Source organism: Micromonospora sp. HB375 (assembly GCF_017872985.1).
GTDB lineage: Bacteria > Actinomycetota > Actinomycetes > Mycobacteriales > Micromonosporaceae > Micromonospora > Micromonospora chalcea.
On record NZ_JAGGJO010000001.1, the window covers coordinates 6,374,641 to 6,397,464 of the forward strand.

General features: G+C 74.3%; 25 protein-coding genes. 9 read left to right on the plus strand and 16 right to left on the minus strand.

What is annotated here, in order from left to right; all coding sequences use genetic code 11:
* Window positions 1–118: 118 nt before the first annotated feature.
* Entirely contained in the window at window positions 119–1,423 is a 1,305-nt protein-coding gene (locus J3R08_RS28335; protein ID WP_209963368.1) for a sensor histidine kinase, read from the plus strand.
* A gap of 39 nt (window positions 1,424–1,462) precedes the next feature.
* Window positions 1,463–2,119, plus strand: a complete 657-nt coding sequence (locus J3R08_RS28340) for a response regulator transcription factor (protein WP_209963371.1) — start codon at window positions 1,463–1,465, stop codon at window positions 2,117–2,119.
* Window positions 2,120–2,129: 10 nt separating this feature from the next.
* Here the strand turns inward: J3R08_RS28340 and J3R08_RS28345 are convergent, their stop codons facing one another.
* The 3 genes from J3R08_RS28345 to J3R08_RS28355 are packed head-to-tail and all read right to left on the minus strand — an operon-like array spanning window position 2,130 to window position 4,716.
* Window positions 2,130–2,771, minus strand: coding sequence for an HAD family hydrolase (locus J3R08_RS28345; RefSeq protein ID WP_013475152.1), 642 nt, complete (start codon window positions 2,769–2,771; stop codon window positions 2,130–2,132).
* 24 nt (window positions 2,772–2,795) lie between these two features.
* Entirely contained in the window at window positions 2,796–3,050 is a 255-nt protein-coding gene (locus J3R08_RS28350; RefSeq protein WP_013288752.1) for a glutaredoxin family protein, read from the minus strand.
* Window positions 3,040–4,716, minus strand: coding sequence for an AMP-binding protein (locus J3R08_RS28355; RefSeq protein ID WP_209963373.1), 1,677 nt, complete (start codon window positions 4,714–4,716; stop codon window positions 3,040–3,042). Before J3R08_RS28355 ends, J3R08_RS28350 begins: the two co-directional genes overlap by 11 nt.
* A 512-nt stretch (window positions 4,717–5,228) precedes the next feature.
* Between J3R08_RS28355 and J3R08_RS28360 the strand changes: the two genes are divergently transcribed.
* The 3 genes from J3R08_RS28360 (at window position 5,229) to J3R08_RS28370 (ending at window position 8,337) form a co-directional block, all read left to right on the plus strand.
* Window positions 5,229–6,200 (plus strand): ECF subfamily RNA polymerase sigma factor, BldN family, encoded by a 972-nt coding sequence (locus tag J3R08_RS28360; RefSeq protein ID WP_043328086.1) that lies wholly within the window; start codon window positions 5,229–5,231, stop codon window positions 6,198–6,200.
* Window positions 6,201–6,492: 292 nt separating this feature from the next.
* Window positions 6,493–7,347: a DUF5667 domain-containing protein gene (locus J3R08_RS28365; RefSeq protein WP_064446675.1), complete on the plus strand. Its 855-nt coding sequence runs from the start codon at window positions 6,493–6,495 to the stop codon at window positions 7,345–7,347.
* Window positions 7,348–7,458: 111 nt separating this feature from the next.
* Complete coding sequence (locus tag J3R08_RS28370) at window positions 7,459–8,337, plus strand: HAD family phosphatase (RefSeq protein WP_043328083.1); 879 nt, start codon at window positions 7,459–7,461, stop codon at window positions 8,335–8,337.
* Window positions 8,338–8,353: 16 nt separating this feature from the next.
* Here J3R08_RS28370 and J3R08_RS28375 read toward each other — a convergent pair whose 3' ends face one another.
* The 11 genes from J3R08_RS28375 to J3R08_RS28425 all read right to left on the minus strand — a co-directional run bounded on the left by J3R08_RS28375 (window position 8,354) and on the right by J3R08_RS28425 (window position 18,465).
* A complete protein-coding gene (locus tag J3R08_RS28375) occupies window positions 8,354–9,256 on the minus strand; it encodes a lysophospholipid acyltransferase family protein (RefSeq protein WP_051611579.1) in 903 nt (300 codons plus the stop codon).
* A gap of 281 nt (window positions 9,257–9,537) precedes the next feature.
* Window positions 9,538–10,611: an NAD-dependent epimerase/dehydratase family protein gene (locus J3R08_RS28380; protein WP_064446676.1), complete on the minus strand. Its 1,074-nt coding sequence runs from the start codon at window positions 10,609–10,611 to the stop codon at window positions 9,538–9,540.
* A gap of 120 nt (window positions 10,612–10,731) precedes the next feature.
* Complete coding sequence (locus J3R08_RS28385) at window positions 10,732–10,833, minus strand: 30S ribosomal protein bS22 (protein WP_007465623.1); 102 nt, start codon at window positions 10,831–10,833, stop codon at window positions 10,732–10,734.
* A 221-nt stretch (window positions 10,834–11,054) separates the two neighbouring features.
* On the minus strand, window positions 11,055–11,264 hold the full coding sequence (locus tag J3R08_RS28390) for a helix-turn-helix domain-containing protein (RefSeq protein ID WP_013288759.1): 210 nt from the start codon (window positions 11,262–11,264) through the stop codon (window positions 11,055–11,057).
* A 202-nt stretch (window positions 11,265–11,466) separates the two neighbouring features.
* The gene (locus tag J3R08_RS28395) at window positions 11,467–12,651 is read right to left on the minus strand and encodes an ABC transporter permease (RefSeq protein ID WP_209963377.1); all 1,185 of its coding nucleotides are present in this window, start codon (window positions 12,649–12,651) and stop codon (window positions 11,467–11,469) included.
* The gene (locus J3R08_RS28400; RefSeq protein ID WP_209963379.1) at window positions 12,648–13,541 is read right to left on the minus strand and encodes an ABC transporter ATP-binding protein; all 894 of its coding nucleotides are present in this window, start codon (window positions 13,539–13,541) and stop codon (window positions 12,648–12,650) included. Before J3R08_RS28400 ends, J3R08_RS28395 begins: the two co-directional genes overlap by 4 nt.
* The gene (locus tag J3R08_RS28405) at window positions 13,538–14,935 is read right to left on the minus strand and encodes an efflux RND transporter periplasmic adaptor subunit (protein ID WP_209963382.1); all 1,398 of its coding nucleotides are present in this window, start codon (window positions 14,933–14,935) and stop codon (window positions 13,538–13,540) included. The genes J3R08_RS28400 and J3R08_RS28405 overlap by 4 nt, the downstream gene beginning before the upstream one ends.
* A gap of 30 nt (window positions 14,936–14,965) precedes the next feature.
* A complete protein-coding gene (locus J3R08_RS28410; protein WP_209963386.1) occupies window positions 14,966–16,645 on the minus strand; it encodes a hypothetical protein in 1,680 nt (559 codons plus the stop codon).
* A gap of 131 nt (window positions 16,646–16,776) precedes the next feature.
* Window positions 16,777–17,112 carry a YrdB family protein gene (locus J3R08_RS28415; protein ID WP_064446681.1) on the minus strand — a complete coding sequence of 112 codons (336 nt, stop codon included), beginning with the start codon at window positions 17,110–17,112 and terminating at the stop codon, window positions 16,777–16,779.
* Entirely contained in the window at window positions 17,109–17,678 is a 570-nt protein-coding gene (locus tag J3R08_RS28420; RefSeq protein WP_069087782.1) for a TetR-like C-terminal domain-containing protein, read from the minus strand. Before J3R08_RS28420 ends, J3R08_RS28415 begins: the two co-directional genes overlap by 4 nt.
* Window positions 17,671–18,465: an alpha/beta fold hydrolase gene (locus tag J3R08_RS28425; RefSeq protein ID WP_209963387.1), complete on the minus strand. Its 795-nt coding sequence runs from the start codon at window positions 18,463–18,465 to the stop codon at window positions 17,671–17,673. The genes J3R08_RS28420 and J3R08_RS28425 overlap by 8 nt, the downstream gene beginning before the upstream one ends.
* A 77-nt stretch (window positions 18,466–18,542) precedes the next feature.
* Here J3R08_RS28425 and J3R08_RS28430 point away from each other — a divergent pair, with 77 nt between their 5' ends.
* Complete coding sequence (locus J3R08_RS28430; RefSeq protein ID WP_064446684.1) at window positions 18,543–18,860, plus strand: hypothetical protein; 318 nt, start codon at window positions 18,543–18,545, stop codon at window positions 18,858–18,860.
* 1 nt (window position 18,861) lies between these two features.
* On the opposite strand, the gene J3R08_RS28435 is transcribed toward J3R08_RS28430, so the two are convergent.
* Window positions 18,862–19,782, minus strand: a complete 921-nt coding sequence (locus J3R08_RS28435) for a proline dehydrogenase family protein (protein WP_043328076.1) — start codon at window positions 19,780–19,782, stop codon at window positions 18,862–18,864.
* A 118-nt stretch (window positions 19,783–19,900) separates the two neighbouring features.
* Between J3R08_RS28435 and J3R08_RS28440 the strand changes: the two genes are divergently transcribed.
* The 3 genes from J3R08_RS28440 to J3R08_RS28450 are packed head-to-tail and all read left to right on the plus strand — an operon-like array spanning window position 19,901 to window position 21,933.
* Window positions 19,901–20,179 carry a hypothetical protein gene (locus J3R08_RS28440; RefSeq protein WP_223201299.1) on the plus strand — a complete coding sequence of 93 codons (279 nt, stop codon included), beginning with the start codon at window positions 19,901–19,903 and terminating at the stop codon, window positions 20,177–20,179.
* Window position 20,180: 1 nt separating this feature from the next.
* Complete coding sequence (locus J3R08_RS28445; RefSeq protein WP_209963390.1) at window positions 20,181–21,347, plus strand: glutathionylspermidine synthase family protein; 1,167 nt, start codon at window positions 20,181–20,183, stop codon at window positions 21,345–21,347.
* 19 nt (window positions 21,348–21,366) lie between these two features.
* Window positions 21,367–21,933, plus strand: coding sequence for a CGNR zinc finger domain-containing protein (locus J3R08_RS28450; protein WP_018787720.1), 567 nt, complete (start codon window positions 21,367–21,369; stop codon window positions 21,931–21,933).
* A gap of 22 nt (window positions 21,934–21,955) precedes the next feature.
* Here the strand turns inward: J3R08_RS28450 and J3R08_RS28455 are convergent, their stop codons facing one another.
* On the minus strand, window positions 21,956–22,762 hold the full coding sequence (locus tag J3R08_RS28455) for a sugar phosphate isomerase/epimerase (protein WP_064446686.1): 807 nt from the start codon (window positions 22,760–22,762) through the stop codon (window positions 21,956–21,958).
* Between the last annotated feature and the right edge of the window lie 62 nt (window positions 22,763–22,824).

The following is a 22,824-nucleotide window of genomic DNA, read 5'->3' on the forward strand; positions in this document are numbered from 1 at the left end:
AGCGCTCCGTCACCGGCGTGGCGAGGCGAGTCTCACGTTTTGCAGTAGGGAGAACCCCACCCCCAAGAGGCCAGCGTGCGGGATGGGTCGGCGGGGCACGCGCCCATAGCCTCGAACCATGACCGCCGCACCACTGGCCACCGCGCCCACTCCGCTGTCCCCCGTCCACGGGCTGCTGCGCCGCCTCGCCCGCGACACCACCTACGCACTCGTGGGCTTCCCGCTGGCGATCGTCGGCTTCGTGCTCGCGGTGGTGGGGATCTCACTCAGCGCCGGGCTGCTGGTGACCACGCTCGGCCTGCCGATCCTCGCCGGCTTCCTCTACGCCGCCCGTGGGCTGGCCGACATCGAGCGGCTCCGGCTCGCCGCGGTGCTGGACCGGCCCCGGGTACGCCCGGTCTACCGCCGGCCGGAGCCGGGCGCCGGGTTCTGGCGGCGGGTGTTCACCCCGATCCGGGACGCGCAGTCGTGGCTCGACCTGCTGCACGCGTTCGTCCGGCTGCTGGTGGCCCTGCCCACGTTCGTGCTGCTGGTGGTCTGGTGGGTGCTGGCCCTGGGCGGCACGCTCTACGTCGTCTACGACTGGGCCATCCCGCGCGGCGTCGACAACCAGGACCTGAGCCAGCTCCTCGGAATGGGTGACGGCGCCGGCGCGCGGATCGCCCTGAACACCGCGATCGGGCTGTTCGCCCTGTTCACGCTCCCGCTGGTGGCGCGCGGCTGCGCCCGCCTGCAGGCCGGGCTGGCGTACTCGCTGCTCACCGGCGTGGCCGAGATGCGGCAGCGGATCATCACGCTGGAGGAGCAGAAGCGCGCCGCCGCCTCGGCCGAGGCGGTCGCGCTGCGCCGGCTGGAGCGCGACATCCACGACGGCCCGCAGCAGCGGCTGGTCCGGCTCGCCATGGACCTCGGCCGGGCCCGCCACCAGCTCGCCGACAACCCGGACGCGGCCCGGCAGACGCTCGACGAGGCAGTGGCCCAGACCCGGGAGACGCTGGACGAGCTGCGCGCGCTGTCCCGGGGCATCGCGCCGCCGATCCTGGTCGACCGGGGCCTGCCCAGCGCGCTCGCCGCGCTGGCCGCCCGGGCGCTGGTGCCGACCGAACTGGTGGTGGACGACGACCTGGGCACCGCCGCCGGCCGGCTCGACCCGGGGCTGGAGAGCACCGCGTACTTCGTGGTGGCCGAGGCGCTGACGAACGTGTCGAAGCACAGCCGGGCGAACGCCTGCCGGGTGGAGGTCACCCGGAAGGTGGGCCGGCTGGAGATCACCGTCACCGACGACGGCGTCGGCGGCGCGCACCTGGCCAAGGGCCACGGGCTCAACGGCATCGCCGACCGGGTCCGGGCGGCCGGCGGCACGCTGGAGGTGACCAGCCCGGCCGGCGGCCCGACCCGGGTCCACGCCGAACTACCGAGGTGACCCGGACCACCGGGTCGGGGCGTGATAGACACCGGACCCATGCGGGTGGTGATCGCGGACGACGCCGTACTGCTCCGGGAGGGGCTGATCCGGCTGCTGACCGAGTACGGGCACGAGGTGGTGGCGGCCGTCGGTGACGGTGACGCGCTGATCGAGGCGGTGGTGGCGCACCGGCCCGACGTCTCGGTGGTGGACGTGCGGATGCCGCCCTCACACACCGACGAGGGACTGCGCGCCTCGGTGGAGGCCCGCCGCCGGGTGCCGGGTACGCCGATCCTGGTGCTGTCCCAGTACGTCGAGGTGTCGTACGCCGACGACCTGCTGGACACCGCGGGCGGGGCCGGCGGCGGCATCGGCTACCTGCTCAAGGACCGGGTCGCCGCGATCGACGAGTTCCTGGACGGCCTGGCCCGGGTGGCCGCCGGCGGCACCGTGCTCGACCCGGAGGTGATCAGCCAGTTGCTGGTCCGTCGGCGGCGCGACGACCCGCTGGCGTCGCTGACCCCGCGCGAGCGCGAGGTGCTGGCGCTGATGGCCGAGGGCCGCTCGAACACCGCCATCGCCCGGGCGCTGGTGGTCAGCGACGGCGCGGTCGAGAAGCACGTCCGCAACATCTTCACCAAGCTCGACCTGCCGCCGGACGCGACCACGCACCACCGCCGTGTCCTGGCCGTCCTGGCCCACCTGCGCGCCTGACCGGGCCGGGTCAGGCGAGCGTGCGGGCCAGCGTCACCGCCTCGGTGAGCGTGTCGGCGGCCGGGTGGCCGCTGCCGCGCAGCCGGTCCGGGTCGGACAGGCCACCGGTGTAGAGGACGCAGCGGGCGCCGACCGAGGCGGCCGCGTCGGCGTCGTCGAGCGAGTCGCCGATCAGCACCACCTCGTGGCCGCCCAGCCCCAGCTCGGCCAGGTGCTTCTCCAGCCACTCGGCCTTGTGCCCGCCGCCGACTGTGGCACGCAGCCCGTCCACCCGGCGGAAGTGCGGCGTCAGCCCGTACGTGTGCACCGTCGGCACCAGCTCGTCGTGGAACCACATGGACAGCAGCGACTGGCTGCCCTCCCAGGACTCGATCGCGGTGGTGGCGTCGGCGGCCAGGGCGCAGGTGGTCAGCCCGGCCCGGTAGGCGTCGTGGAAGACCCGGTCCAGCGTGCCGAACGCCTCGGCGTCCACGGCCCGGCCGAGCATCTCGGCGTAGTAGTCGGCGATCGGCCGCCGGAACCGGACCCGGTGCTCGGCCGCGGTGACCGCCGGCCCGCCGGCGCTGGCGAAGGCCACGTTCGTGGCCTGGACCACCAGGTCGAGGTCGTCGAGGAGCGTTCCGTTCCAGTCCCACACGAGGTGGCGTCGCATACCCGTCACCCGAGCACTCTAAGGCTAGAGCTGCGGCGTGGTCAGGTCGCGCAGCAGCCGGTCCTCCTCGACCCGCCAGTACCCGTGTTCCTTGCCGTCGAGCAGCACCACCGGCAGCCGGTCGCCGTAGTCGCGCTCCATCTCCAGGTCGCCGGTGACGTCCCGCTCCACCCACCGGTCGCCGGTGACCGCGACCACCCGGTCGAGCGCGGCCTTCGCGTCGTCGCACAGGTGGCAGCCGGGCCGGGTGATCAGGATGAGCCTCGGGTCACTGGACATCGGATACCTCCGTGCGGATCTCGGTCGGCGACGCCGGCGACGGCACCACGGGTGCCGGGCGCAGCTCGGTCTTGCGCACCTTCCCGATCGCCGAGTACGGCAGGCTGTCGACGAACTCGACGGCGGTCGGGCACTTGAACCGGGCCAGGTTACGCGCGCAGTGGGCGAGCAGTTCGTCAGCCGTCACCGGCGAACCGGCCGCCCGGACCACGTACGCCCGCACAGTCTCGCCGGTCCGCGGGTGCGGCACGCCGAGGACCGCCGACTCGGCCACCCCGGGGTGCGCCTGGAGCACCAGCTCCACCTCGTGCGGGTAGACGTTGAAGCCGTTTACCAGGATCAGCTCGCCGAGCCGGTCGACCAGGAACAGGTCGCCGTCGCCGTCGGCGTACGCGACGTCGCCGGTGGCCCACCAGCCGTCCGGGTCCGGCCCGCCCCGCCCGTCCGGCCAGTAACCGGCGAACAGGTTCTCCCCGCGTACCACGATCTGCCCGGGGTCGGTGCCGGCCAGCTCGTCGGAGAGGTCCATCTCGTCCTCGTCGGGGGCGTCGGCGGGCGCGCCGTCGCGCCACAGCTCGACGCCGTCGGCGCCGGTCAGGCGCAGCTCGACGCCGGGCAGCGGACGGCCGATCGAGCCGGGTTTCGGCTCGCCGCCGACGAGCGTCGACGTGAGCACCGGCGCGGTCTCGGTGAGCCCGTAGCCGACGTGCACCGGGTGCCCGGTCAACTCGGTGAAGCGCGCCCCGACGGCCGGCGGCAGCGGCGCCGCGCCGCACACCGCGACGCGCACCGAGGCGAGCGCCGCGGCCGGGTCACGCTCCGCCTCGGCCCAGGTCAGGAACATCGACGGTACGCCGACGAGCACCGTGACCCGGTGCCGGGCGATCTCGTCCAGCGCCCCGGACGGGCCGGGCTCGTCGACGAGCACACCCGTCGCGCCGTGCCGCACCACGGCGCCGAGCACCGTGTTCAGCCCGTACGCGTGGAACAGCGGAAGCGCGAGCAGCACGACGTCGTCGGGGCCGACCACCGGCGGCTCGATCCGGTCGGTCTGGTCGTGGTTGGCGGCGAGCGCGCGGTGCGACAGCATCGCGCCCTTGGGCCGTCCCTCGGTGCCGGAGGTGTAGAGCAGGACGGCGAGGTCGTCGCCGGCGCGGGCCGGGAACCCGTCCGGCCCGGTGTCGCCGCGTACCGGCGGCGCGGTGTGCACGGCGCGCAGCCCGGGCAGCTCGGCGCGGTCCACCCGGGCGGTCACCTCGGGGGCGCCGACCAGCACCGTCGCGCCGGAGTCGGTGAGCACGTGCCGCAGCTCGCGGGCGGTGAGCGCGGGGTTGACCGGTACGGCGACCAGGCCGGCCCGGAGCGCGGCGAGGTAGGTGACCACGAAGTCCGGGGTGTTGCCGAACGCGACAGCCACCCGGGGCGGATGTCCCGGTCCGGCGGCCGGCGGCGCGTCGGCGAGCAGCGCGCGGGCGGTGGCGGTGACCGCGTCGTCCAGCTCGGACCAGGTGAGCGTCCGCTCGCGCCAGCGCAGCGCGGCCCGGTCGCCCCGTTCGGTGGCGGCCCGGCGGAGCCGGTCGGCGAGGTTCGGCGCGGAGCTTTCGGCGACGTCCTGCACGGTGGCTGAGTCTGGCACAGCGGCGTCCGCCGGACCATGCCCGGACACGGCACCGGGTCCGCCACACGGGACTGGGAATGCAGTACGGTGGGATTCCCGAGCGCGGGATAACGATCTCCAGCGGCACGAGCCGAGCGATCCGGGGCGGCCCGTGCGAGCCGCCCTCGCGACACGCCGAGCGGAAAGAAAATCTGCTCCGACCAGGACTTTCCACTGCGGACCACGATCCGGCGCGAAAGTCAACCACACGCGACGGACAACGGGTCCGCCATTCGTGCGATCCGGCGGGAAATACTTCCGCTCTGTGTAACGGACTTGCCACGCGTGGGTGACGTTGGCCCTATCATCACTCGGGTCGGCTCACCCCATTTGCCGTGAGTCGACACCCCTCAGCCCGAGGAGGCCCCCGTGCCCGTCAGCGCATTGGACCAGCACCTCAAGGGGATCTGCCGCCCGTCGGCACGTCCCGACCCGGCCGTGCCCGGCCGGGTTCCACCCGGTCCCCCGGCACCACAGTGGCGCCCGGTGCGGTCGCTGCCCACTCGGACCGGGGAGGCGCGGTGACCACCTTCGGTTACGCCGAACGGCCGGCCGGCGTCACCGGCCCGACCCAGCGCAACCCGCTCAACGAGCGCGCGGACCCGCCTCCACGCAGCGCCGAGAGCCAGCTCGCGGTACGCGGCGAGGGGCGGCGCGTACGCAGCCGCGCGCACCACACGAACGAGGCGCCGGCGCGTCCCGCGACGCCCGGCGGCAACGCGAAACCCGCGGCCGGCCGCCTCGGCAGCCCGGCCCGCCCGACCATGCCGGCCCAGGCCCGGCGCGGTGACGCGGCCACCGGCGCGGAGCCGTCGGCCGCGGAGACCGCGATCCTGCCGGCGGTGACCACAGGCGACACCGCCGTCCTGCCCGCCGTGCCGGCCGCCACGCCCGCCACCGGATTCCCCAGCCGCCCCGACCCGTCCGACCCGGCCACCGAGGTGTGGACGCTCGTCGAACGCGCGCAGGCCGGCGAGTCCGAGGCGTTCGGCCTGATCTACGACAGGTACGTCGACACCGTCTTCCGGTTCGTCTACTTCCGGGTCGGCAACCGCCAGCTCGCCGAGGACCTCACCTCCGACACGTTCCTGCGCGCGCTCAAGCGGATCGGCAGCTTCACCTGGCAGGGGCGCGACCTCGGCGCCTGGCTGGTCACCATCGCCCGCAACCTGGTCGCCGACCACTTCAAGTCGGGGCGCTACCGGCTGGAGGTGACCACCGGCGACGTCCTCGACGCCGACCGGGAGGACCGCGGTCCGGAGGGCAGCCCGGAGGCGGCGGTGGTGGAGCACATCACCAACGTCGCCCTGCTCACCGCCGTCAAGCAGCTCAACCCGGAGCAGCAGGAGTGCATCGTGCTGCGGTTCCTCCAGGGCTTCTCGGTGGCCGAGACGGCCCGTGCCATGGGCAAGAACGAGGGCGCCATCAAGGCCCTCCAGTACCGCGCGGTACGGGCACTGGCCCGCCTGCTGCCCGACGGCTTCCACTCCTGACCGGCAGCCACCGTCCCGTTTCCTCACCGGCGCCACCGCCGGGCGCTGTCGCGTGCCCGACGCCCCACGCAGGCCGATCACTCTTGGTGATTTCGCCGCCGTCCCAGCCGTAACCGGCGACCGGCGCGGTCCGTTTCTCCGGGTGCGACCAGTGGTTGTCCCGGCGTCCCCCGGGCCACCCGGTCCGGCGGGTCGGGTCGGCCGTTCCGGTCGACTCGGTGCCACACGCTGCCACCGGTCGCTGGTGACGACGACGGCCGCCCGGCCGTGACCAGCGAGAGGGGGTGCCGCGGTGGACAGCGACCTCTTCTCCCGTCGGCGAGCCGAGCGCTTCGCGCAACTCCTCGACGAGGCCAACGGCGGACGCCGGCACCACGTCCGGTCCAAGGCGGACGGTGAACTCACCGCGCTCGTCGAGGTGAGCCGCCGGCTCAGCGCCGAACGGCCCGACGTCGAGGTGGACGCCGAGTTCCGCACCGGACTGCGGGCGATGCTCGTGGCCACCGCCGAACGTGAGGGCGTCGGCACTCCGGCCAAGACCACCACCGGGGTACGCGGAACGCTGCTGCCCGCGATCACCGGACGTCGGGCGCGGGCCCGGGGCGCGATCCTGGTCGGCGTGGCCGCCGGCGCGGTCGCCCTCTCCGGCATCTCCGCCGCCAGCGAGAACGCGCTGCCCGGTGACGCCCTGTACGGCATGAAGCGCTCCACCGAGCGCGCCCAGCTCGCGCTCGCCAGCTCGGACATCAGCCGTGGGCAGCTCTTCCTCGACTTCGCCCGCACCCGGCTGGACGAGGCCGCCTCGGTGCGCGGCGACCGGCTCGGTTTCAGCGCCGTCCTGGACGACATGGACGCGGACACCCGGCAGGGCGTACGCCTGCTGACCACGGTCGCGGCGCAGCGTTCCGACCCGGTGGCGCTGGACGCGGTGGACACGTTCCTGGCCGGCCAGCGCCGGGTGGTCAGCGGCCTGCTGGACCGGCCCGACCACGCCGAGCGGGACCGCACCCGCCGCTCGCTGGCGCTGCTCGACGCGGCCGGCAAGCGCGCCGACGCGCTGCGCGAGGCGATCGCCTGCGGACTGCCCGCGCCACAGGCCAGCGACGCGCTCGGGCCCGCCCCGGCGGCCTGCCCGGCCGACCGCTGAGCGCGTACGCCGACCGCGCCACACTTCTCCCGGCGGACACCCACCCGTCACACCGTGCCGGATACGCTCGACGCGGAGGGCGTACGCGGTCGTCGAGGCAGGGAGGTCACCGTGGCCGGAACCCGGAAGGTGACCGTCAGCACCGACGCGCACGGGCACACCACCGGCTGGTCGGAGGCCCCGTCGGCGCCCGCGACCACGATCCCGCCGGACCCCACCGCCGCCGCCTTCTTCGACGTGGACAACACGATGATGCAGGGCGCCTCGATCTACTGGTTCGCCCGCGGGCTGGCCGCCCGGAAGTACTTCACCACCGGTGACCTGGCCCGTTTCGCCTGGCAGCAGGCCCGGTTCCGGCTGCTCGCCACCGAGCACGCGGGCGACATGTCCCAGGCCAAGGAGGCAGCGCTCGCGTTCGTGCAGGGCTGGCGGGTGGACGACATCGAGCGTCTCGCCGACGAGATCTTCGACGAGCTGATGGCCCCGCGCATCTGGGCCGGCACCCGCCGCCTGGCTCAGCGTCACCTCGACGCGGGCGAGCGGGTCTGGCTGGTCAGCGCCGCCCCGGTGGAGATCGGCCGGGTGATCGCCGCCCGGCTCGGCCTGACCGGCGCGATCGGCACGGTGGCCGAGGTGGTCGACGGCGCGTACACCGGGCGGCTGGTCGGTGACCTGATGCACGGGCCGGCGAAGGCCGAGGCGGTGACCCAGCTCGCCGCCGTGGAAGGGCTGGACCTGGCCCGCTGCGCGGCCTACAGCGACTCGGCGAACGACCTGCCGATGCTCTCCGCCGTCGGCCGTGCGGTCGCGGTGAATCCCGATCCGGCGCTGCTGCGGCAGGCCCGCGAGCGGGGCTGGGACGTGCGCGACTTCCGCACCGGGCGGCGGGCCGTACGCATCGCCGTGCCCTCCACCGCCGCCGCCGGGCTGCTGGCCGGCGCGGTCACGGCCGGCCTGGCGCTGCACCGGCGCCGCCACCGCGAGGCCTGAGCCGGCGCGCGTTCGCTCAGGGCCCGAACGGGTCGGGGCGGCGTTCGAGCAGCTTGTGCAGCGTCTGCTGGATCGTCTCGCGCACCTGGTCGGCGAGGTTGAACACCACGAGCGGGTCGTCGGCGGAGTCACGCAGGTGCGCGGTCGGGATCGGCGGGCAGAACTCGATCAGCCATTTGCTCGGCAGCGGCACCATGCCCAGCGGCCCGAGCCAGGGGAACGTCGGCGTGACCGGGAAGTACGGCAGTTTGAGCAGCCGCGCGAGGGGCTTGATGTCGGCGAGCATCGGGTAGATCTCCTCGCCGCCGACGATCGCGACCGGCACGATCGGCGTGCCGGTGCGCAGCGCGGCGGAGACGAATCCGCCCCGGCCGAAGCGCTGGAGCTTGTAGCGGTCGGAGTAGAGCTTGCCGACCCCCTTGAAGCCCTCCGGGAACACGCCCACCAGTTCGCCGTTGCCGAGCAGCCGCTCCGCGTCCGGGTTGCAGGCGACGGTGCCGCCGGTCTTGCGGGCTATCTCGGAGACGACGGGCATCCGGAAGACCAGGTCGGCGCCGAGCAGCCGCAGGTAGCGGCGCGCCGGGTGCCGGTCGTGCAGCGCGGTGGAGAGGATCAGCGCGTCGAGCGCCACGGTGCCGGAGTGGTTGCCCACGACCAGGCCCGCGCCCTCGGCCGGTACGTGCTCGATGCCGCTGACCTCGGTGCGGAACCAGTCCCGGTAGAGCAGCCGGACCAGCGGGTGGACGACCGCGTCGGTCAGGTCGGGGTCGAAGCCGAACTCGTCGACCTCGTAGTCACCGGCGAGCCGCCGCCGCAGGAACGCCAGGCCCTGGGCCACCTTGCGGTCCCAGTGGTCGCCCGGCCGGTCGGCCACCGCCGGTCCGGGCGGCGTGTCACCGGCCGGCGCGTCGCCGGCCACGGCCTTCTTCGCCACGGCCTTCTTCGCGACCGTCTTCTTGGCCACGGTCTTCTTGGCCACCGTCTTCTCGGCCGTCGGGCGGTGCGCGGCCGGACCCGGGGCGGCCGACCCGGCCGGGGTGCCGGGCTCGTCGGCGGAGGTGTCCGGCTCGACCGGCGCGGCCGGGCGGGCGGACGGCGCGGTCACCCGGCGGTGTCCGTTGCGCCGTGCCGGCTCCGCGCCCGGCCCGGGCACGTCCAGCGGTACGTCGTAGCGCGCGTCGCGCCGCTCCTCCGGGCTGGTCACGAACGCTCCCGTACGGTCGAGCGGACCTGCCGGATACTCTCCAGCACCAACCGCTCGGCCGCGGCCAACTGGTCCCGGGTCACCACGACGCCGCCGTGGTGGGCGCGGATGAAGTCCTCGAACGCGGCGGCGGTCGAGCGGGGCGTGAAGCCGAACTCCCGCTCCAGCCGGCTGGTGTCCACCACCCGGCCGTGCACGAACAGGTCCACCTGGTCCAGGCCGTACCGGCCGAAGCCCAGGCTACGGGCGATCGCGGCGACCCCGGCCAGGCCCGGTTCCAGCACCGGCACCGCCACCCGGCCGGCCCGGCGGATCGCCTGCGACAGCGACAGCACGCCCGGCCCGGCGACGTTGTACGTGCCCGGGTGGTCCTCGGCGACCGACCGGTGCAGCACCTCCAGCGCGTCGTCGAAGTGCACGAACTGCAGGCGCGGGTCACGGCCGAAGACGGTGGGCACCACCGGCTGGGAGAAGTAGCGGGTGAGCGTGGTGTCGGCGGCGTACCCGATGAACGGCGCGAAGCGCAGCACGGTCGCGGTGACGTCGGGCCGGCGGCGGCGGAACCCGCGGACGTACCCCTCGATGTCGAGTATGTCGCGGCCGAAACCGCCGCGCGGCACCTCGCGCGGCTCGGTCTCCTCGGTGAAGACGGCCGGATCGCGGAACGACACCCCGTACGCGGCGGTGGACGATCGGACCACGAGCTTGCGCAGCCGGGGCGCGCGCTGCGCGGCGGCGAGCATCTGCATCGTGCCGATGACGTTCTGTTCCTTCATCGCCGACCGGCCGCCCTGCTGCGGGTCGGGGGACGTGACGAGCGCGAGGTGCACCACGGCGTCGACGTCGAGGTCGGCCAGGAGACCGCCGAGCGAGTCGAGGTCGAGACGGACCCGCTCCACGTCGGTGAGCAGGTCGGCCAGCTCGGGGTTGGGCGGCGCCGGATCGACCCCGATGACCCGCTCGATCCGCGGGTCGGCGGCGAGCCGCGCGGCGACGTGCGCGCCGAGCCAGCGACCGACCCCGGTCACGACGACGACCCCCGGGGCACCGGAGGTGTCACCGGGGGTCATGTCGTGCGCCTTGCGCGGCAGGCGGGATCGAGCCGGGACGTCCACGGCCTGATCACCTGAGCCTCCGAGGGTCGACAGTTGGCAAGTGGTGCCGGGTGCCGGGCCAGTGCCCGGCCCCGGTCACTTGCCGAGACGGCGACGCTGGACGCGGGTCTTGCGCAGCAGCTTGCGGTGCTTCTTCTTAGCCATGCGCTTGCGGCGCTTCTTGACCACCGAGCCCATACGACAGCCTTTCGATGCAACGTTCGGGGCGGACCGGAAGACGCCACCGCCGGTGGCGTCTTGACCGCTTGCGGACAACGGACCGGACCAGCGTGGTGGGCAGGGCACACCAGAGGGCGATCACGGTCGTGGTCCAGCCTAACCGGAGTGCGTCAGCAGGACCAACGCGCCCCCGTCGATGCCCCTTTTCGTCGCACTCGGCGGACCGGCCCGCCGAGTGCTCAGGCGGACTCCTGGAAGGCGCCCCGGAGGTATTCGTGCACGGCGTGCTCGGGCACCCGGAACGAGCGGCCGACCCGCACCGCGGTCAGCTCACCGCTGTGCACGAGACGATAGACAGTCATCTTGGAGACCCGCATGACCGTCGCCACCTCGGCGACGGTCAGGAACCTGACATCCGACAGCCGTGCGTCGGACTGCGACCCGGCCATGGCTCACCGACCCATTCCCGTGCCCGGCGCGTGTCACCGGGCAGGTGCTCCCGCCTCGACGAGCGACGCGCGTGTAACCAGTACGGTAGCGGGACGGCTGTGACCTGCGCGATCCCTTCCACCCTTTGATCATGGCGGGACAGCCGTTCACCCGATGTCCACCAGGGGTTTTTCGCCCGGACGGGTGTCTCGTCCGTAACGCCTACTCGGCGCGCAGCGCCACCACCGGGTCGAGCCGGCTGGCCCGCTGCGCCGGCACCACGCCGAAGACGATGCCGACCGCCGCGGAGACGCCGAACGCCAGCGCCAGCGACCACCAGGTGATCGCCGCCGGGATCGGGGAGAACGCGTCCACGAGCAGCGCGGTGCCCACGCCCAGCGCCATCCCGGTCAGGCCGCCCACCGAGGTGAGCAGCACCGCCTCCAGCAGGAACTGCACGCCGATGTCCCGGGGACGCGCGCCGACCGCCTTGCGCAGGCCGATCTCGCGGGTCCGTTCGCGTACCGAGACCAGCATGATGTTGGACACGCCGACGCCGCCCACCAGCAGCGAGATGCCCGCGATGGCGGCCAGCACACCGGTGAGCACGCCCAGGATGTCGCCGAGCACGCCGAGGATCTGCCGCTGGGTGACGGCGCTGAACTCGGTGTCCGGGTGCCGGCGGGACAGCTCCGCGACGATCCGCTCGCCGAGTTCGTCGATCCGCTCCCGGTCCGGCGCCTTCACCGCGATGCCGTCGATGCGCTGGGTGCCCCACAGCCGTTGCGCCGCCGTCACCGGTACGTGCACCTCGTCGTCCCGGTCCACGCCGAGGCTCTGCCCGAGCGGCGCGAAGACGCCGATCACCCGGAACCGCACCCCGGCCAGCGTGACCTGCTGACCGAGCGGGTCCCGGTCGGGGAACAGCGCCCGGGCCACCGAGTCGCCGAGCACCGCCACCCGGCGGCTGGTGTCGACGTCCGCCCCGGTCAGGTAGCGGCCCCGCGACAGCGACCTGGTGAACACCGACGGCGTTGTCTCCAGCACCCCCTGCACGGTGGTGAAGTCGGACCGGTTGCCGGCCCGGGCGGTCGCGCCGGAGGCCACTGTCACCGCGACCCGGCCGGGGTCGCCGACCACCCGGGAGACGGCGTCGGCGTCGCTGAGGTCCAGCGGCGAGACCACCGGCGCGTTGCCCACCTCGATCCGGCCCGGCACCACCAGCAGCAGGTTCGAGCCGAGCCCCTCGACCTGCTGCTCGACCTGCTGTTTGGTGCCGGTGCCGATGGCCACCAGGATCACCACCGAGGCCACCCCGATGATCACCCCGAGCATGGTCAGCACGCTGCGCAGCCGGTTGGCGCGAAGCGCGTCCCACGCCACCCGCCACGCCTCGGCCAGCCTCATCCCGCGTCCTCACCGGTCCACGTACGGCGCTGCTCGGCGCGAGGGCGCTCCCCGGGCCGCGGAAGGCGCCCGGTGGCACCGGCGGCGCCACCGGAGCCACCGGGCGGGTGCCCCGGGCCGCTTCCGGACACGGACCGGGGCTCCGCGCTGGGAGCGGGGTCCAGTGTCGCAGGTACGCCGGAGCTGTCCGACGGCGGTCGATCATGAGCGCTGTCCGAGCGGATCAGGCCGTCCCGCACCGCGATCCGCCGGCGCGCCCGGGCGGCCACCTCCTGGTCGTGGGTAACCATCACCAGCGCCACCCCGGACTCGGCGTTCAGCTGTTCCAGCAGCTCCAGCACCGCCTCGCCGGTGGCACTGTCCAGATTGCCGGTCGGCTCGTCGGCGAGCAGCACCGCCGGTTCGGTGACCAGCGCGCGGGCGATCGCCACCCGCTGCTGCTCGCCGCCGGAGAGCTGGTTGGGCCGGTGGTGCAGCCGGTGGCCGAGACCGACCCGGCCCAGCATCGCCGCCGCCCGCTCCCGCCGCTGCCGCGCCCCGACGCCCCGGTAGACAAGCGGCAGCGCCACGTTGTCCACCGCCGACGTACGAGCCAGCAGGTGGAACGCCTGGAACACGAAGCCGATCGTCTCGTTGCGCAGCGTCGCCAGCTCCGGGGCGGTGAGCGTGGTGACGTCCCGGCCGCCGATCACCAGCCGGCCGCCGCTGGGCCGGTCCAGCCCGCCGAGCAGGTGCATCAGCGTCGACTTGCCCGAGCCGGACGGGCCGATCACCGCCACGTACTCGCCCTGGTCGATGGTGAGCGACACCCCGCGCAGCGCGGACACCGAGACGCCGTCCAACTCGTACGTGCGCCAGACGTCGACCGCCTCGATCGCCGGTTCGGTCACGGGAGTTCCTGGCCGTCGCGGACCTGGTCGGCGCCACGTACCACCACCCGGTCGCCGGCCCGTACGCCGTCGACGATCTGCACCAGGTCCTGCCCCTGCACGCCCACCGTCACCGGCACCCGGTCGGCCCGGCCGTCCCGCAACACCCAGACCGCGTCCCGCCCGTCGGCGGAGAACACCGCCGACGCCGGCACCGCCACCGCGTCGGCGGCCTCCCGCACCCGCAGGCGTACCACCGCGTTCATGCCGGGGCGGGGCGCCGGAGCGGCCTCGGCCTCACCCATCCGTCCGGCACCGAGGTCGAGCCGGACCCGGTAGGTGACGCCACCCCGCGCCGAACTGGTCGGCAGCACGTCCACCGACCGCACAGTGGCGTCGTACGTCGCGCCGGTCACCGCGTCCAGCTCGACCGACGCGGGCACCCCCGCCCGCACCAGCAGCACGTCCGTCTCGTCCACCTCGGCGAGCAGGCCGAGCCGGCCGGTGTCCACCACAGTGAGCACCGGCGTGCCGGCGGTGACCCGGCCACCGGCCGGGATCGCGTCGTCCACGCCGGGCGGCGGTCCGCCCTGCCCGCCCGCGCCGAACGCCGACGGGTCGAGACCGGGCACAGCAGCGCCACCGGCCGCACCGAGCAGCCCGGCCAGATCGGCCGGCGCCGCCGCCCGGGTGCCGCCCGGCTGCACCACACCGGAGATCGGCGCGCGCAGCGTCAGCGCGTCCACAGTCGCCTTCGCCAGGTCGTACGCCTGCTGGGCCTGAAGTCGCTGCGCGGCCGACAGCGCGCCGACGGCGCTGTTCAGCCCGGCGACCCCGCGCTGCACCTGGGCGACCGCCCGGTCAGCGGCGCGGGCGGCCGACTCGTACTGCCGCTGCGCCGAGGAGACCTGGAGCAGCAGCGCGGCGCGTACCTGCGGGTCGCCGACCTTTCCCGCGGCGGCGCGGGCGGCGGCGAACGCCTCGTCGGCGGCCCGGTCGGTGCCCCGCCGGCTGCCGCCCAGGTCACCGGTGCCGGTGCCCCGGCCGACCCGCTTCGCCGCGCGCAGCGCCTCCCGGGCCTGCGCCAGGCGCTCCCGGGCGGACGGCGAGTCGATCACCGCGAGCACCTGCCCGCGGCTGACCCGCGCGCCGGGGGCGACCCGCAGGCTGGCGAGCGTGCCGTCGGCGGGCGCGGTGAGCGTGGCCGCGGCCCGTGCGGTCACTGTGGCCGGCGCGTCGATCACCTCGCTGACCGGGGCGCGGCCCACCTCGGCGACAGTCACCGCCGGGGCGTCGTCGCCGCAGGAGGCGGCGGTCGTGCCGGTCAGGGCGACGACGGCGAGCAGCGCGGTGACGAGACGGGGGCGGCGGGCCGCGGGCAGCCGCGGCGAGGGAGTGCGGGCCACCCGGCCCATGCTACGACCCCGTCGACCGGCGTCGACGTGTCAGCCGACGACGGCCCGCACGTACGCGACGCACTCGTCGTGCAGCATCGACCACGGGTCGCCGAGCACCTCGTCGGCGGCCTGCGCCGGTGACCGCCGCTCGTGCACCACGGCCCGGTAGAAGTCGAGCATCCGCTGCTCGCCGTAGCGGTCGACCAGGTGCCGCACGGCCAGATAGCCGACGCCGTAGGCGCCGCCGACCCGGCTGTCGCTCGCGTCCGCCTCCGGCGCCACCGCCTCCAGCCGCCCGGACCAGCCGCCGCGCAGCAGATCGCGCACCTCGGTCAGGCCCTCGTAGCGGTGGACCGGCTGGCCGTCCGCCCCGGCGTACTCGGCCAGCCCCTCCACCAGCCACCAGTCCGCGCGGTCGGCGTACCCCCGGTCGGGCAGCGAGGCGGCGTGGGTGAGTTCGTGCCGCAGCAGGTCGTCGACGCCGTCCGGGGTGAGGGCCTGGGCGTTGAGCACGACGTCGTGGCGTCCACCGCCGACGCCGACCGCGTACCCGGCGGTCCACTTCGGCCGGCCGCCGCCGTACCAGCGCCGCCACTCGGTCTTCCCGGCGTAGTAGACGAGATACCGGTCCGGCCGCGCGTCGCCGACCGCGTACCGGTCCGCGACCCGGGCGGCCGCCTCGGCCTGGGCGAGCAGGCCGGGCAGCTTGCTCCGCTGGGCGGTGGTGGTGGCCACCACCACCCGCTTCCCGACCGTCACGGCCAGGTCGTTCGCCTGCCACGGCCGGACGCCGGCCGGGTCCGTGCCGGACGGTTCCAGCGCGGTCAGCCGGGGCTCCTCCCCCACCAGCCGCCAGCGCGCGTCCAGCTCCACAGTGCTCGGCGCGCAGTCCGGCGCCACGAAGCAGTACCCCACTGTGATCGTCTGCCGCCACTGTCCGGGCTGCCCGTCGGCCGCCTCCGGCACCCCGTCGGCGGCCGGCCGCCACACGGTGACGCGCAGCGCCCGCAGCGCCGCGTACCGCCGGCTCAGGGCCGGCCGCGCCGCCGGTTCGGCGATGGCGAGGAAGCCGGCCCGGTCGGCGCCGACGAGCGCGGTGGCCTGCCGGTCCAGCAGCGCGAGCATCCGCTCGCCGAGCCGCCGCTGCGCCGCCGTGCCCGGGTCGCCCTTCGCGGCCGACCGTCCGGCCGCGTCCGGCGCGGGCGCGCGCAGGAGTACGCCGGGCACCGCGCCCGCCACCAGGCCGAGCGCGAGTCCGAGCGCGGTCCAGAGCGGCCAGCGCCGCCGTTTCCGCACCGCCCGCGTCGGCTCGCCCACGTGCGCCATTGGTACGGGGTACGGCGCGGGTACCGCGACGAGGTGCGGCAACGACGCCGCGTCCGGTGCCGGTGCCGGTGCCGGTGCCGGTGCCGGTGCCGGTGCCGGTGCCGGTGCCGGTGCCGGTGCCGGTGCCGGTGCCGGTGCCGGTGCAATGGTGTCAACGGCGGCGTCCACCTCGGCGCTGTCGGCGCCGGCGTCAGCCGCGCGGGCGGTCTCGGCGCGGGTGTCGTCAGCGCCGGCGTTGGCGCCGAGGTTGGCCGCGACCGCGTCGGCGGCGCTCGCCTTGTCGACGGCATCGACGGCATCGACGGCATCGACGGCATCGACGGCATCGACGGCATCGACGGCGGGACGATGCTCGTCGCCGTCCGTCGTCCGGCCGGGAGGCTGCTCGTCGCCGTCGGTCACCGGCGAAGGGTACGACCAATCGGGCGTTCCGGGAAAGAGTCCCGCCGCTGTTCCGCCGCGCTCCGAGATCTTGGAAGGAAAGGGCCCCCAGAGGGGCTGCCCCCAGAGGGGCCGAATTCTTCCAAGATCTCTCAGATCGGGGTGCCGGTCAGCGTCAGCGTGGCCTTGTCGGCTGCCCAGAGGGCCACCAGGGCCACGCCGGGCACGGCATGACCGGCCAGGGCGAGCAGCACGCCGCCGGTGAGGAAGCAGGCGGCCTGGACGGCGAGCTTGGCCGGGTCGGGCAGCGTCACGGCGGCGCGCGGCGAGCAGAACAGTCCCCACACCACGGCGATCACCAGCGGCGCGCCGAGCCCGGCCAGCAGGCGCAGCGGCCAGCCGGCGTCGAGCGTGAAGCCCCAGTACCCGGCCGAGCCCAGCAGGGCCAGCTCCAGCAGGAAGATCACGCCCAGCAGCAGCGCGGTCATCGGTCTCCCCAGGAACGGTAGGCGCGGTCCAGGCCCGCGATCAGCTGGTCGAAGGAACGGTCGGTGTCGCGGGGCAACCCGAATCCGCCGGCCGCCTCCAGCGCGACGAAGCCGTGTACGGCGGCCCGGAACATCCGGATCGCGTCGATCGCGTCGTCGCCGTCGAGGCCGTACCCGAGCAGGATCGCCCGGATCGCGCCGACCGCGCGCTCACCGGCGGCGAGGTGTTCGGCGTCGGCCGGGTCGGGCGCCCGCTGGGCGGCCGGGTAGCGGCCGGGGTGCTGCCGCGCGTACGCCCGGTAGGCGGCGGCGACGGCGCGCAACGCGTCGCCGCCGGCCCGGCCCGCGGCGGCGGTGGTGAGCACGTCGGCGATCTCGGCGGTGGCGAGCACGGCGAGCTGCTGGTGCAGGGCGTCCACGCCGCGCACGTGCTTGTAGAGGCTGGGCAGCGCGACGCCGAGCCGGGCGGCGAGCGCGGCCAGCGTCAGCTTCTCGTAGCCGACCTCGTCGGCGAGCACGGCCGCCTCCCGCACGACTGTGGCCGGGGTCAGGCCGGCCCTAGGCACGCGCGGTCACCGCCAGGAACTCGACCAGGTCGGCGGCGGTGGCGTCGGGCTGGTCGGCGTGCGGGTAGTGGCCGGAGTCGGCGATCATGCGCGCCTCGGCGACGGCGAACAGTCGTCGCGCGGCCCGCGCCTCGGCGCCGGGGTCGGGGAAGTCCGGGTCCTTGGTGCCCATCAGCACGAGCACCGGCCGGTTCACGTTGCGGGCCCGCGCGGTCCAGTGCGGGTCGGCCGGCGCGACCACGCCGCGCACGGCGGCCATCCGGCCGCGCAGCTTGGCGACCAGCTCCTTGCGGTACGCGGCGTCGTCCGCCGGGCGCCCGCAGGGGAACAGCGTGCGGTGGAACAGCCCGAACAGCCGAGGGCTGCGCAGCACGACGGCTTGCGCGGCCCGCATCAGCGGGTTCGGCTTGGGCGTGCCGACGAACGGGCTGACCTGCACGATGCCGCTGACCAGCTCCGGCGCCTCGGCCGCGGCGAAGACCACTGCGGCGCCGCTGGAGGAGCTGCCGACCAGGGTGGCCGGGCCTCCGCCGAGCGCCCGCACCACGGCGAGCAGATCGCCGCCGACGTGCTCCGGGGCGTACGTGGGCCAGCGCGGGCTGGAGTCGCCGTGCCCGCGTGCGTCGACAGCCGCCACCCGGTAGCCGGCCGCGACCAGCCGGGGCGTCAGGTGCCGGAAGGCGGCCCGGTTCTCCCCCATGCCGTGCGCGAGCACCACGAGCGGGCCCGAGCCGTGCACCTCGTACGCGATAGTGCCGCCGTCCCGCGTCACCTGGCTAACTGTCATAGCCCTAAAGCTAATGCTATTAGCCAAGACGCGTCAAGCTTGACCTCAACCCGGGATGAGGTCGCACGATCCCGCACATGCCGATCACCGCCGACACCCACGTACGCCTCGCCCGCCCGAGCCGCGACCTGGTGATGCTCGGCCTACCCGGGGCCGGCTGGCACCTGGAGCTGGTCGGCGGCTCGACGCTCGCGGTCGAGCCGCGCCCCACCGGCGAGGACCTCTTCGTGCTCTACCTCGACGGACCACCCGACGACGAACTGGTCCCGAGAATCGAACGGGCCGGCGGGACCAGGGTCTCCGCCGGCCCGTACTGGGACAGGTGGGGTGTCACGTTCGCCTACCCGGACGGCTACCGCCTCGTGCTGTGCACCCGCGCCTGGTCGAACGACTGACTCACTTCTTCGACAGCACCGCGCGGCCGAAGAACGCCAGGTTCGCCGGGCGCTCCGCCAGCCGGCGCATCAGGTAGCCGTACCACTGGTCGCCGTAGGGGACGTAGGTCCGCACCGTGTAGCCCTCGCCGACCAGGCGCTGCTGCTCCTCCGGCCGGATGCCGTAGAGCATCTGGAACTCGAACCGGGCCGGGTCGCGGTCGAACCAGCGGGCGCGGTCCTCGCCGATCGCGATCAGCCGCGGGTCGTGCGTGGCGAGCATCGGGTAGCCGTCGCCGGACATCAGCACGTTCATGCAGCGCACGTACGACTTGTCCACCTCGCGGGCCGACTGGTACGCCACCGACTCCGGCTCCTTGTACGCACCCTTGCACAGCCGCACCCGCGACCCGGCGGAGGCCAGCTCCCGGCAGTCCGACTCGGTCCGCCGCAGGTACGCCTGGAGCACCGCCCCGGTCGACGGGTGGTCCTTGCGCAGCTTCGCCAGGATGTCCAGCGTCGAGTCGGTGGTGGTGTGGTCCTCCATGTCCAGCGTGACAGTGGTGCCCGCCGCGTCGGCCGCCGCGCAGATCGCCCGCGCGTTGTCGTACGCGAGCTGCTCGTCGAACATCTGGCCCAGCGCGGACAGCTTCACGCTGACCTCGGCAGCCGGGGTGAGCCCGGCGGCGCCGAGCCGGCTCAGCAGCGTGAGGTACTCGTCCCGGGTGGCGTTCGCCTGCTCCGGGGTGGTGGTGTCCTCGCCCAGGTAGTCGAGGGTGACCGCTTGGCCGTCGGCGACCAGCTCGCGGGTGGCGCGCAGCGCGTCGTCGGTGGCGGCGCCGGCGACGAACCGGCGGACGACGTCCCGGGTGAACGGGGCCGTCGCGACGAGCCGCTCCACCTGGGAAGACCGGGAGGCGGCGAGGATGACGGAACGGAGCATGAGCCGAGCGTAACGCTCATCACCGGCCCTCCGCCGGGCGCGTCCGAGGCCCGCTCGGGTCGGCGCGCGGACCCGGGGCGGGCACCCCCGGCTGGCGTCGATCGGCTACAACGTTCACGTGGATCGACGACACCCCCGGCGGCGGCTCCGCTCGGCCTCCGTGCAGCTCGGCGCGCTGACCGCGCTCGCCCTCGCGCTCTCCGGCTGCAACAACGGCTACGACGACGACGATGACGACTGCGCGCTCGGACCGGCCGGCGGGGGCGGCGACACCGTCGCGGTCGCCCTGCGTGTGCCGGCGACCGCCACCGCCGCGCGCGGCGAGCCGGCCCCGACGACCGCCGCGCTGCCCGAGCGCGGCGGCTTCGGCAGCCACCTCGCCTCCTGCGGCGGCTGACGTGCGCCGCGAGGCCAGCACGCCGCGCCCCGGCTGGGACGAGACCATCCGGGCCCAGGGCCTGGTGTACGTCGACACCGAGCTGCCCGACGGCAACGTCATGTCGTACTGGGACGAGACGGCCGCGTACTCGTTCACGCTCGACGAGGTGCTCCGCCTGGAGGAGGCGACGGAGGAGCTGCACCGGATGTCGGTGGCCGCCGCCGAGCACGTGGTGGCCCGCAACCGGTACGCCGAGTTCGGCATCCCCGAGTGGGCCGCCGAGGCGGTCGCCCGCTCGCTGCGGGAGAGCCCGCCGACGCTGTACGGCCGGTTCGACCTCTGGTACGACGGCAGCGGCCCGCCGAAGATGCTGGAGTACAACGCCGACACCCCGACCGCGCTGGTCGAGGCGAGCATCGTGCAGTGGTACTGGCTGGAACACACCCGCCCGGACGCGGACCAGTGGAACAGCCTGCACGAACGGCTGGTCGGCGCGTGGGCCAAGATCGGCGCCGGGCTGCACGAGCGCCGGACGCACGTGCTCTGGTCCGAGGAAGAGGAGTCGGGCGAGGACCAGATCACCGCCGGCTACCTGGCCGAGACGGCCCGCCAGGCCGGGCTGGACGTGACGCTCATGCCGATCCAGCAGGTCGGCTGGGACGGGCGGCGCTTCGTCGACGCCGACGACCACCCGATCACCACCTGCTTCAAGCTCTACCCCTGGGAGTGGATGCTGGCCGAGCCGTACGGGCGCCCGGCGCTGGACCCGGGCACGCCCACCACCTGGATCGAGCCGGCCTGGAAGCTGCTGCTGTCGAACAAGGCGCTGCTGGCGGTGCTCTGGGAGCTGTACCCGGGGCACGACTACCTGCTGCCCGCGTACCTGGACTCACCGCGCGGCATGACCGAGTACGTGGCCAAGCCGCTGCTCGGCCGCGAAGGCGGTTCGGTACGGATCGTGACCGCCGACACGGAGATCACCAACCCGGGGATCTACGGCGACGAGGGCTTCTGCTTCCAGGAGTTCCGCGCGTTGCCCGAGTTCGAGGGCAACCGGACGGTGCTCGGCAGCTGGATCGTGGACGGCGAGTCAGCCGGCGCCGGCGTACGGGAGAGCGAGAGCCTCATCACTGACGGTTACGCGCGGTTCCTGCCCCACTACATCGACGCACCGCGTCTGCCGTGAGTCGTCTACCGTTGGTGTCGTGAACTTCGACGCGTACGCCCGGACCGGGGTCGAGCTCGTCAACGCCCGGCTGGACGACCTGGACGGCCTACGGGCTGTCTTCTCGGACGAGCAGGGCTGGATGCGCGACGAAGTCGCGGAACGGGACCTGGCGATCTTCCGGCGGGCGCAGAAGCGACTCCGGGACGTCTTCGAGTACGGCACCTCGGGCCGGGACAACGAAGCGGTGGCGGAGCTGAACGCGCTGCTGGAGGCGTTCCCGGTGCAGCCGCGCATCTCCGGCCACGACTCCTCCGACTGGCACATGCACGTGACCAGCCGGGGCGCGTCGGTCTCCTCCGAATACCTGGCCGGGGCGGTCTGGGGGCTGTCGGTGTGGCTCTGCGAGTACGGCAGCGCCCGCTTCGGCGTCTGCGCCGACGACCGCTGCGGCAACGTCTACCTGGACACCTCGTCCAACTGCTGCCGGCGGTTCTGCTCCGAGCGCTGCGCCACCCGCTCCCACGTGGCGGCGCATCGGGCCCGCAAGCGGGCCGCGGTCGGCGAGCAGGCCGTCCCCGCGCAGCCGCTGTCCCCGGTGAGCTGACCTCCGGGGCGGCGCGCCCCGGTCAGGCGTCGACCGGCGAGGCGGCGGTCAGGTTCGCCCGGGCGAACTCCAGCGACTCACGCAGGTCCGCCTCCCGGACCGCCCGGCTCTTCGCGCCCCGGGTGGTCACCTCTACCGCCACCGTGCCGCTGAACCCTCGGCCGGCGAGCGAGCGGAGCATCTCCGCGCAGGGCTGCCCGCCGCGACCGGGCACCAGGTGCTCGTCACGCCCCTCGCCGGTGCCGTCGCCCAGGTGCACGTGCGCCAGGCCGGAACCCATCCGGTCGGCCATCGCCATCGCGTCGGTGTGCGACGCAGCGCAGTGCGACAGGTCGAGCGTGTACGAGGCGTACCCGATCTCGGTCGGGTCCCAGCCCGGCGCGTACGGGACGAACTGCCGCCCCGCCATCCGCACCGGGTACATGTTCTCCACCCCGAAGTGCAGGCCGCCGAACTGCCCGGCGATCGTGTCGAGCCCGTCGGCGAAGGTACGCGCGTAGTCACGCTGCCAGGTGAACGGCGGGTGCACCACGACAGTCGGCGCCTCCAGCGTCTCGGCCAGCTCGGCGGCCTTGCGCAGCCGCTCCCACGGGTCGGGGCTCCACACCCGCTGGGTGACCAGCAGGCAGGGGGCGTGCACCGACAGCACCGGGACGCCGTAGTGCTCGGCGAGGCCGCGCAACGCGCCCGCGTCCTGGCTGACCGGGTCGGTCCAGACCATCACCTCGATGCCGTCGTAGCCGAGTTCGGCGGCGAGCTGGAACGCCGCCGCGGTCCGTTCGGGGAAGACCGAGGACGTGGACAGGAGTACCGGAACGCGGTAGGTCACGCCTCCGAGGGTAGCTCCAACCGCCAGCGAGCATCGGGACGAGCAACCGCAAAGCAACCCAG

Coding starts and splice junctions, on each gene's coding strand:
- J3R08_RS28335 (WP_209963368.1), top strand. CDS start 119: ATGACCGCCGCACCACTGGCCACCGCGCCCACTCCGCTGTCCCCCGTC.
- J3R08_RS28340 (WP_209963371.1), top strand. CDS start 1,463: ATGCGGGTGGTGATCGCGGACGACGCCGTACTGCTCCGGGAGGGGCTG.
- J3R08_RS28345 (WP_013475152.1), bottom strand. CDS start 2,771: ATGCGACGCCACCTCGTGTGGGACTGGAACGGAACGCTCCTCGACGAC.
- J3R08_RS28350 (WP_013288752.1), bottom strand. CDS start 3,050: ATGTCCAGTGACCCGAGGCTCATCCTGATCACCCGGCCCGGCTGCCAC.
- J3R08_RS28380 (WP_064446676.1), bottom strand. CDS start 10,611: ATGACCCCCGGTGACACCTCCGGTGCCCCGGGGGTCGTCGTCGTGACC.
- J3R08_RS28385 (WP_007465623.1), bottom strand. CDS start 10,833: ATGGGCTCGGTGGTCAAGAAGCGCCGCAAGCGCATGGCTAAGAAGAAG.
- J3R08_RS28390 (WP_013288759.1), bottom strand. CDS start 11,264: ATGGCCGGGTCGCAGTCCGACGCACGGCTGTCGGATGTCAGGTTCCTG.
- J3R08_RS28395 (WP_209963377.1), bottom strand. CDS start 12,651: ATGAGGCTGGCCGAGGCGTGGCGGGTGGCGTGGGACGCGCTTCGCGCC.
- J3R08_RS28405 (WP_209963382.1), bottom strand. CDS start 14,935: ATGGGCCGGGTGGCCCGCACTCCCTCGCCGCGGCTGCCCGCGGCCCGC.
- J3R08_RS28415 (WP_064446681.1), bottom strand. CDS start 17,112: ATGACCGCGCTGCTGCTGGGCGTGATCTTCCTGCTGGAGCTGGCCCTG.
- J3R08_RS28425 (WP_209963387.1), bottom strand. CDS start 18,465: ATGACAGTTAGCCAGGTGACGCGGGACGGCGGCACTATCGCGTACGAG.
- J3R08_RS28430 (WP_064446684.1), top strand. CDS start 18,543: ATGCCGATCACCGCCGACACCCACGTACGCCTCGCCCGCCCGAGCCGC.
- J3R08_RS28435 (WP_043328076.1), bottom strand. CDS start 19,782: ATGCTCCGTTCCGTCATCCTCGCCGCCTCCCGGTCTTCCCAGGTGGAG.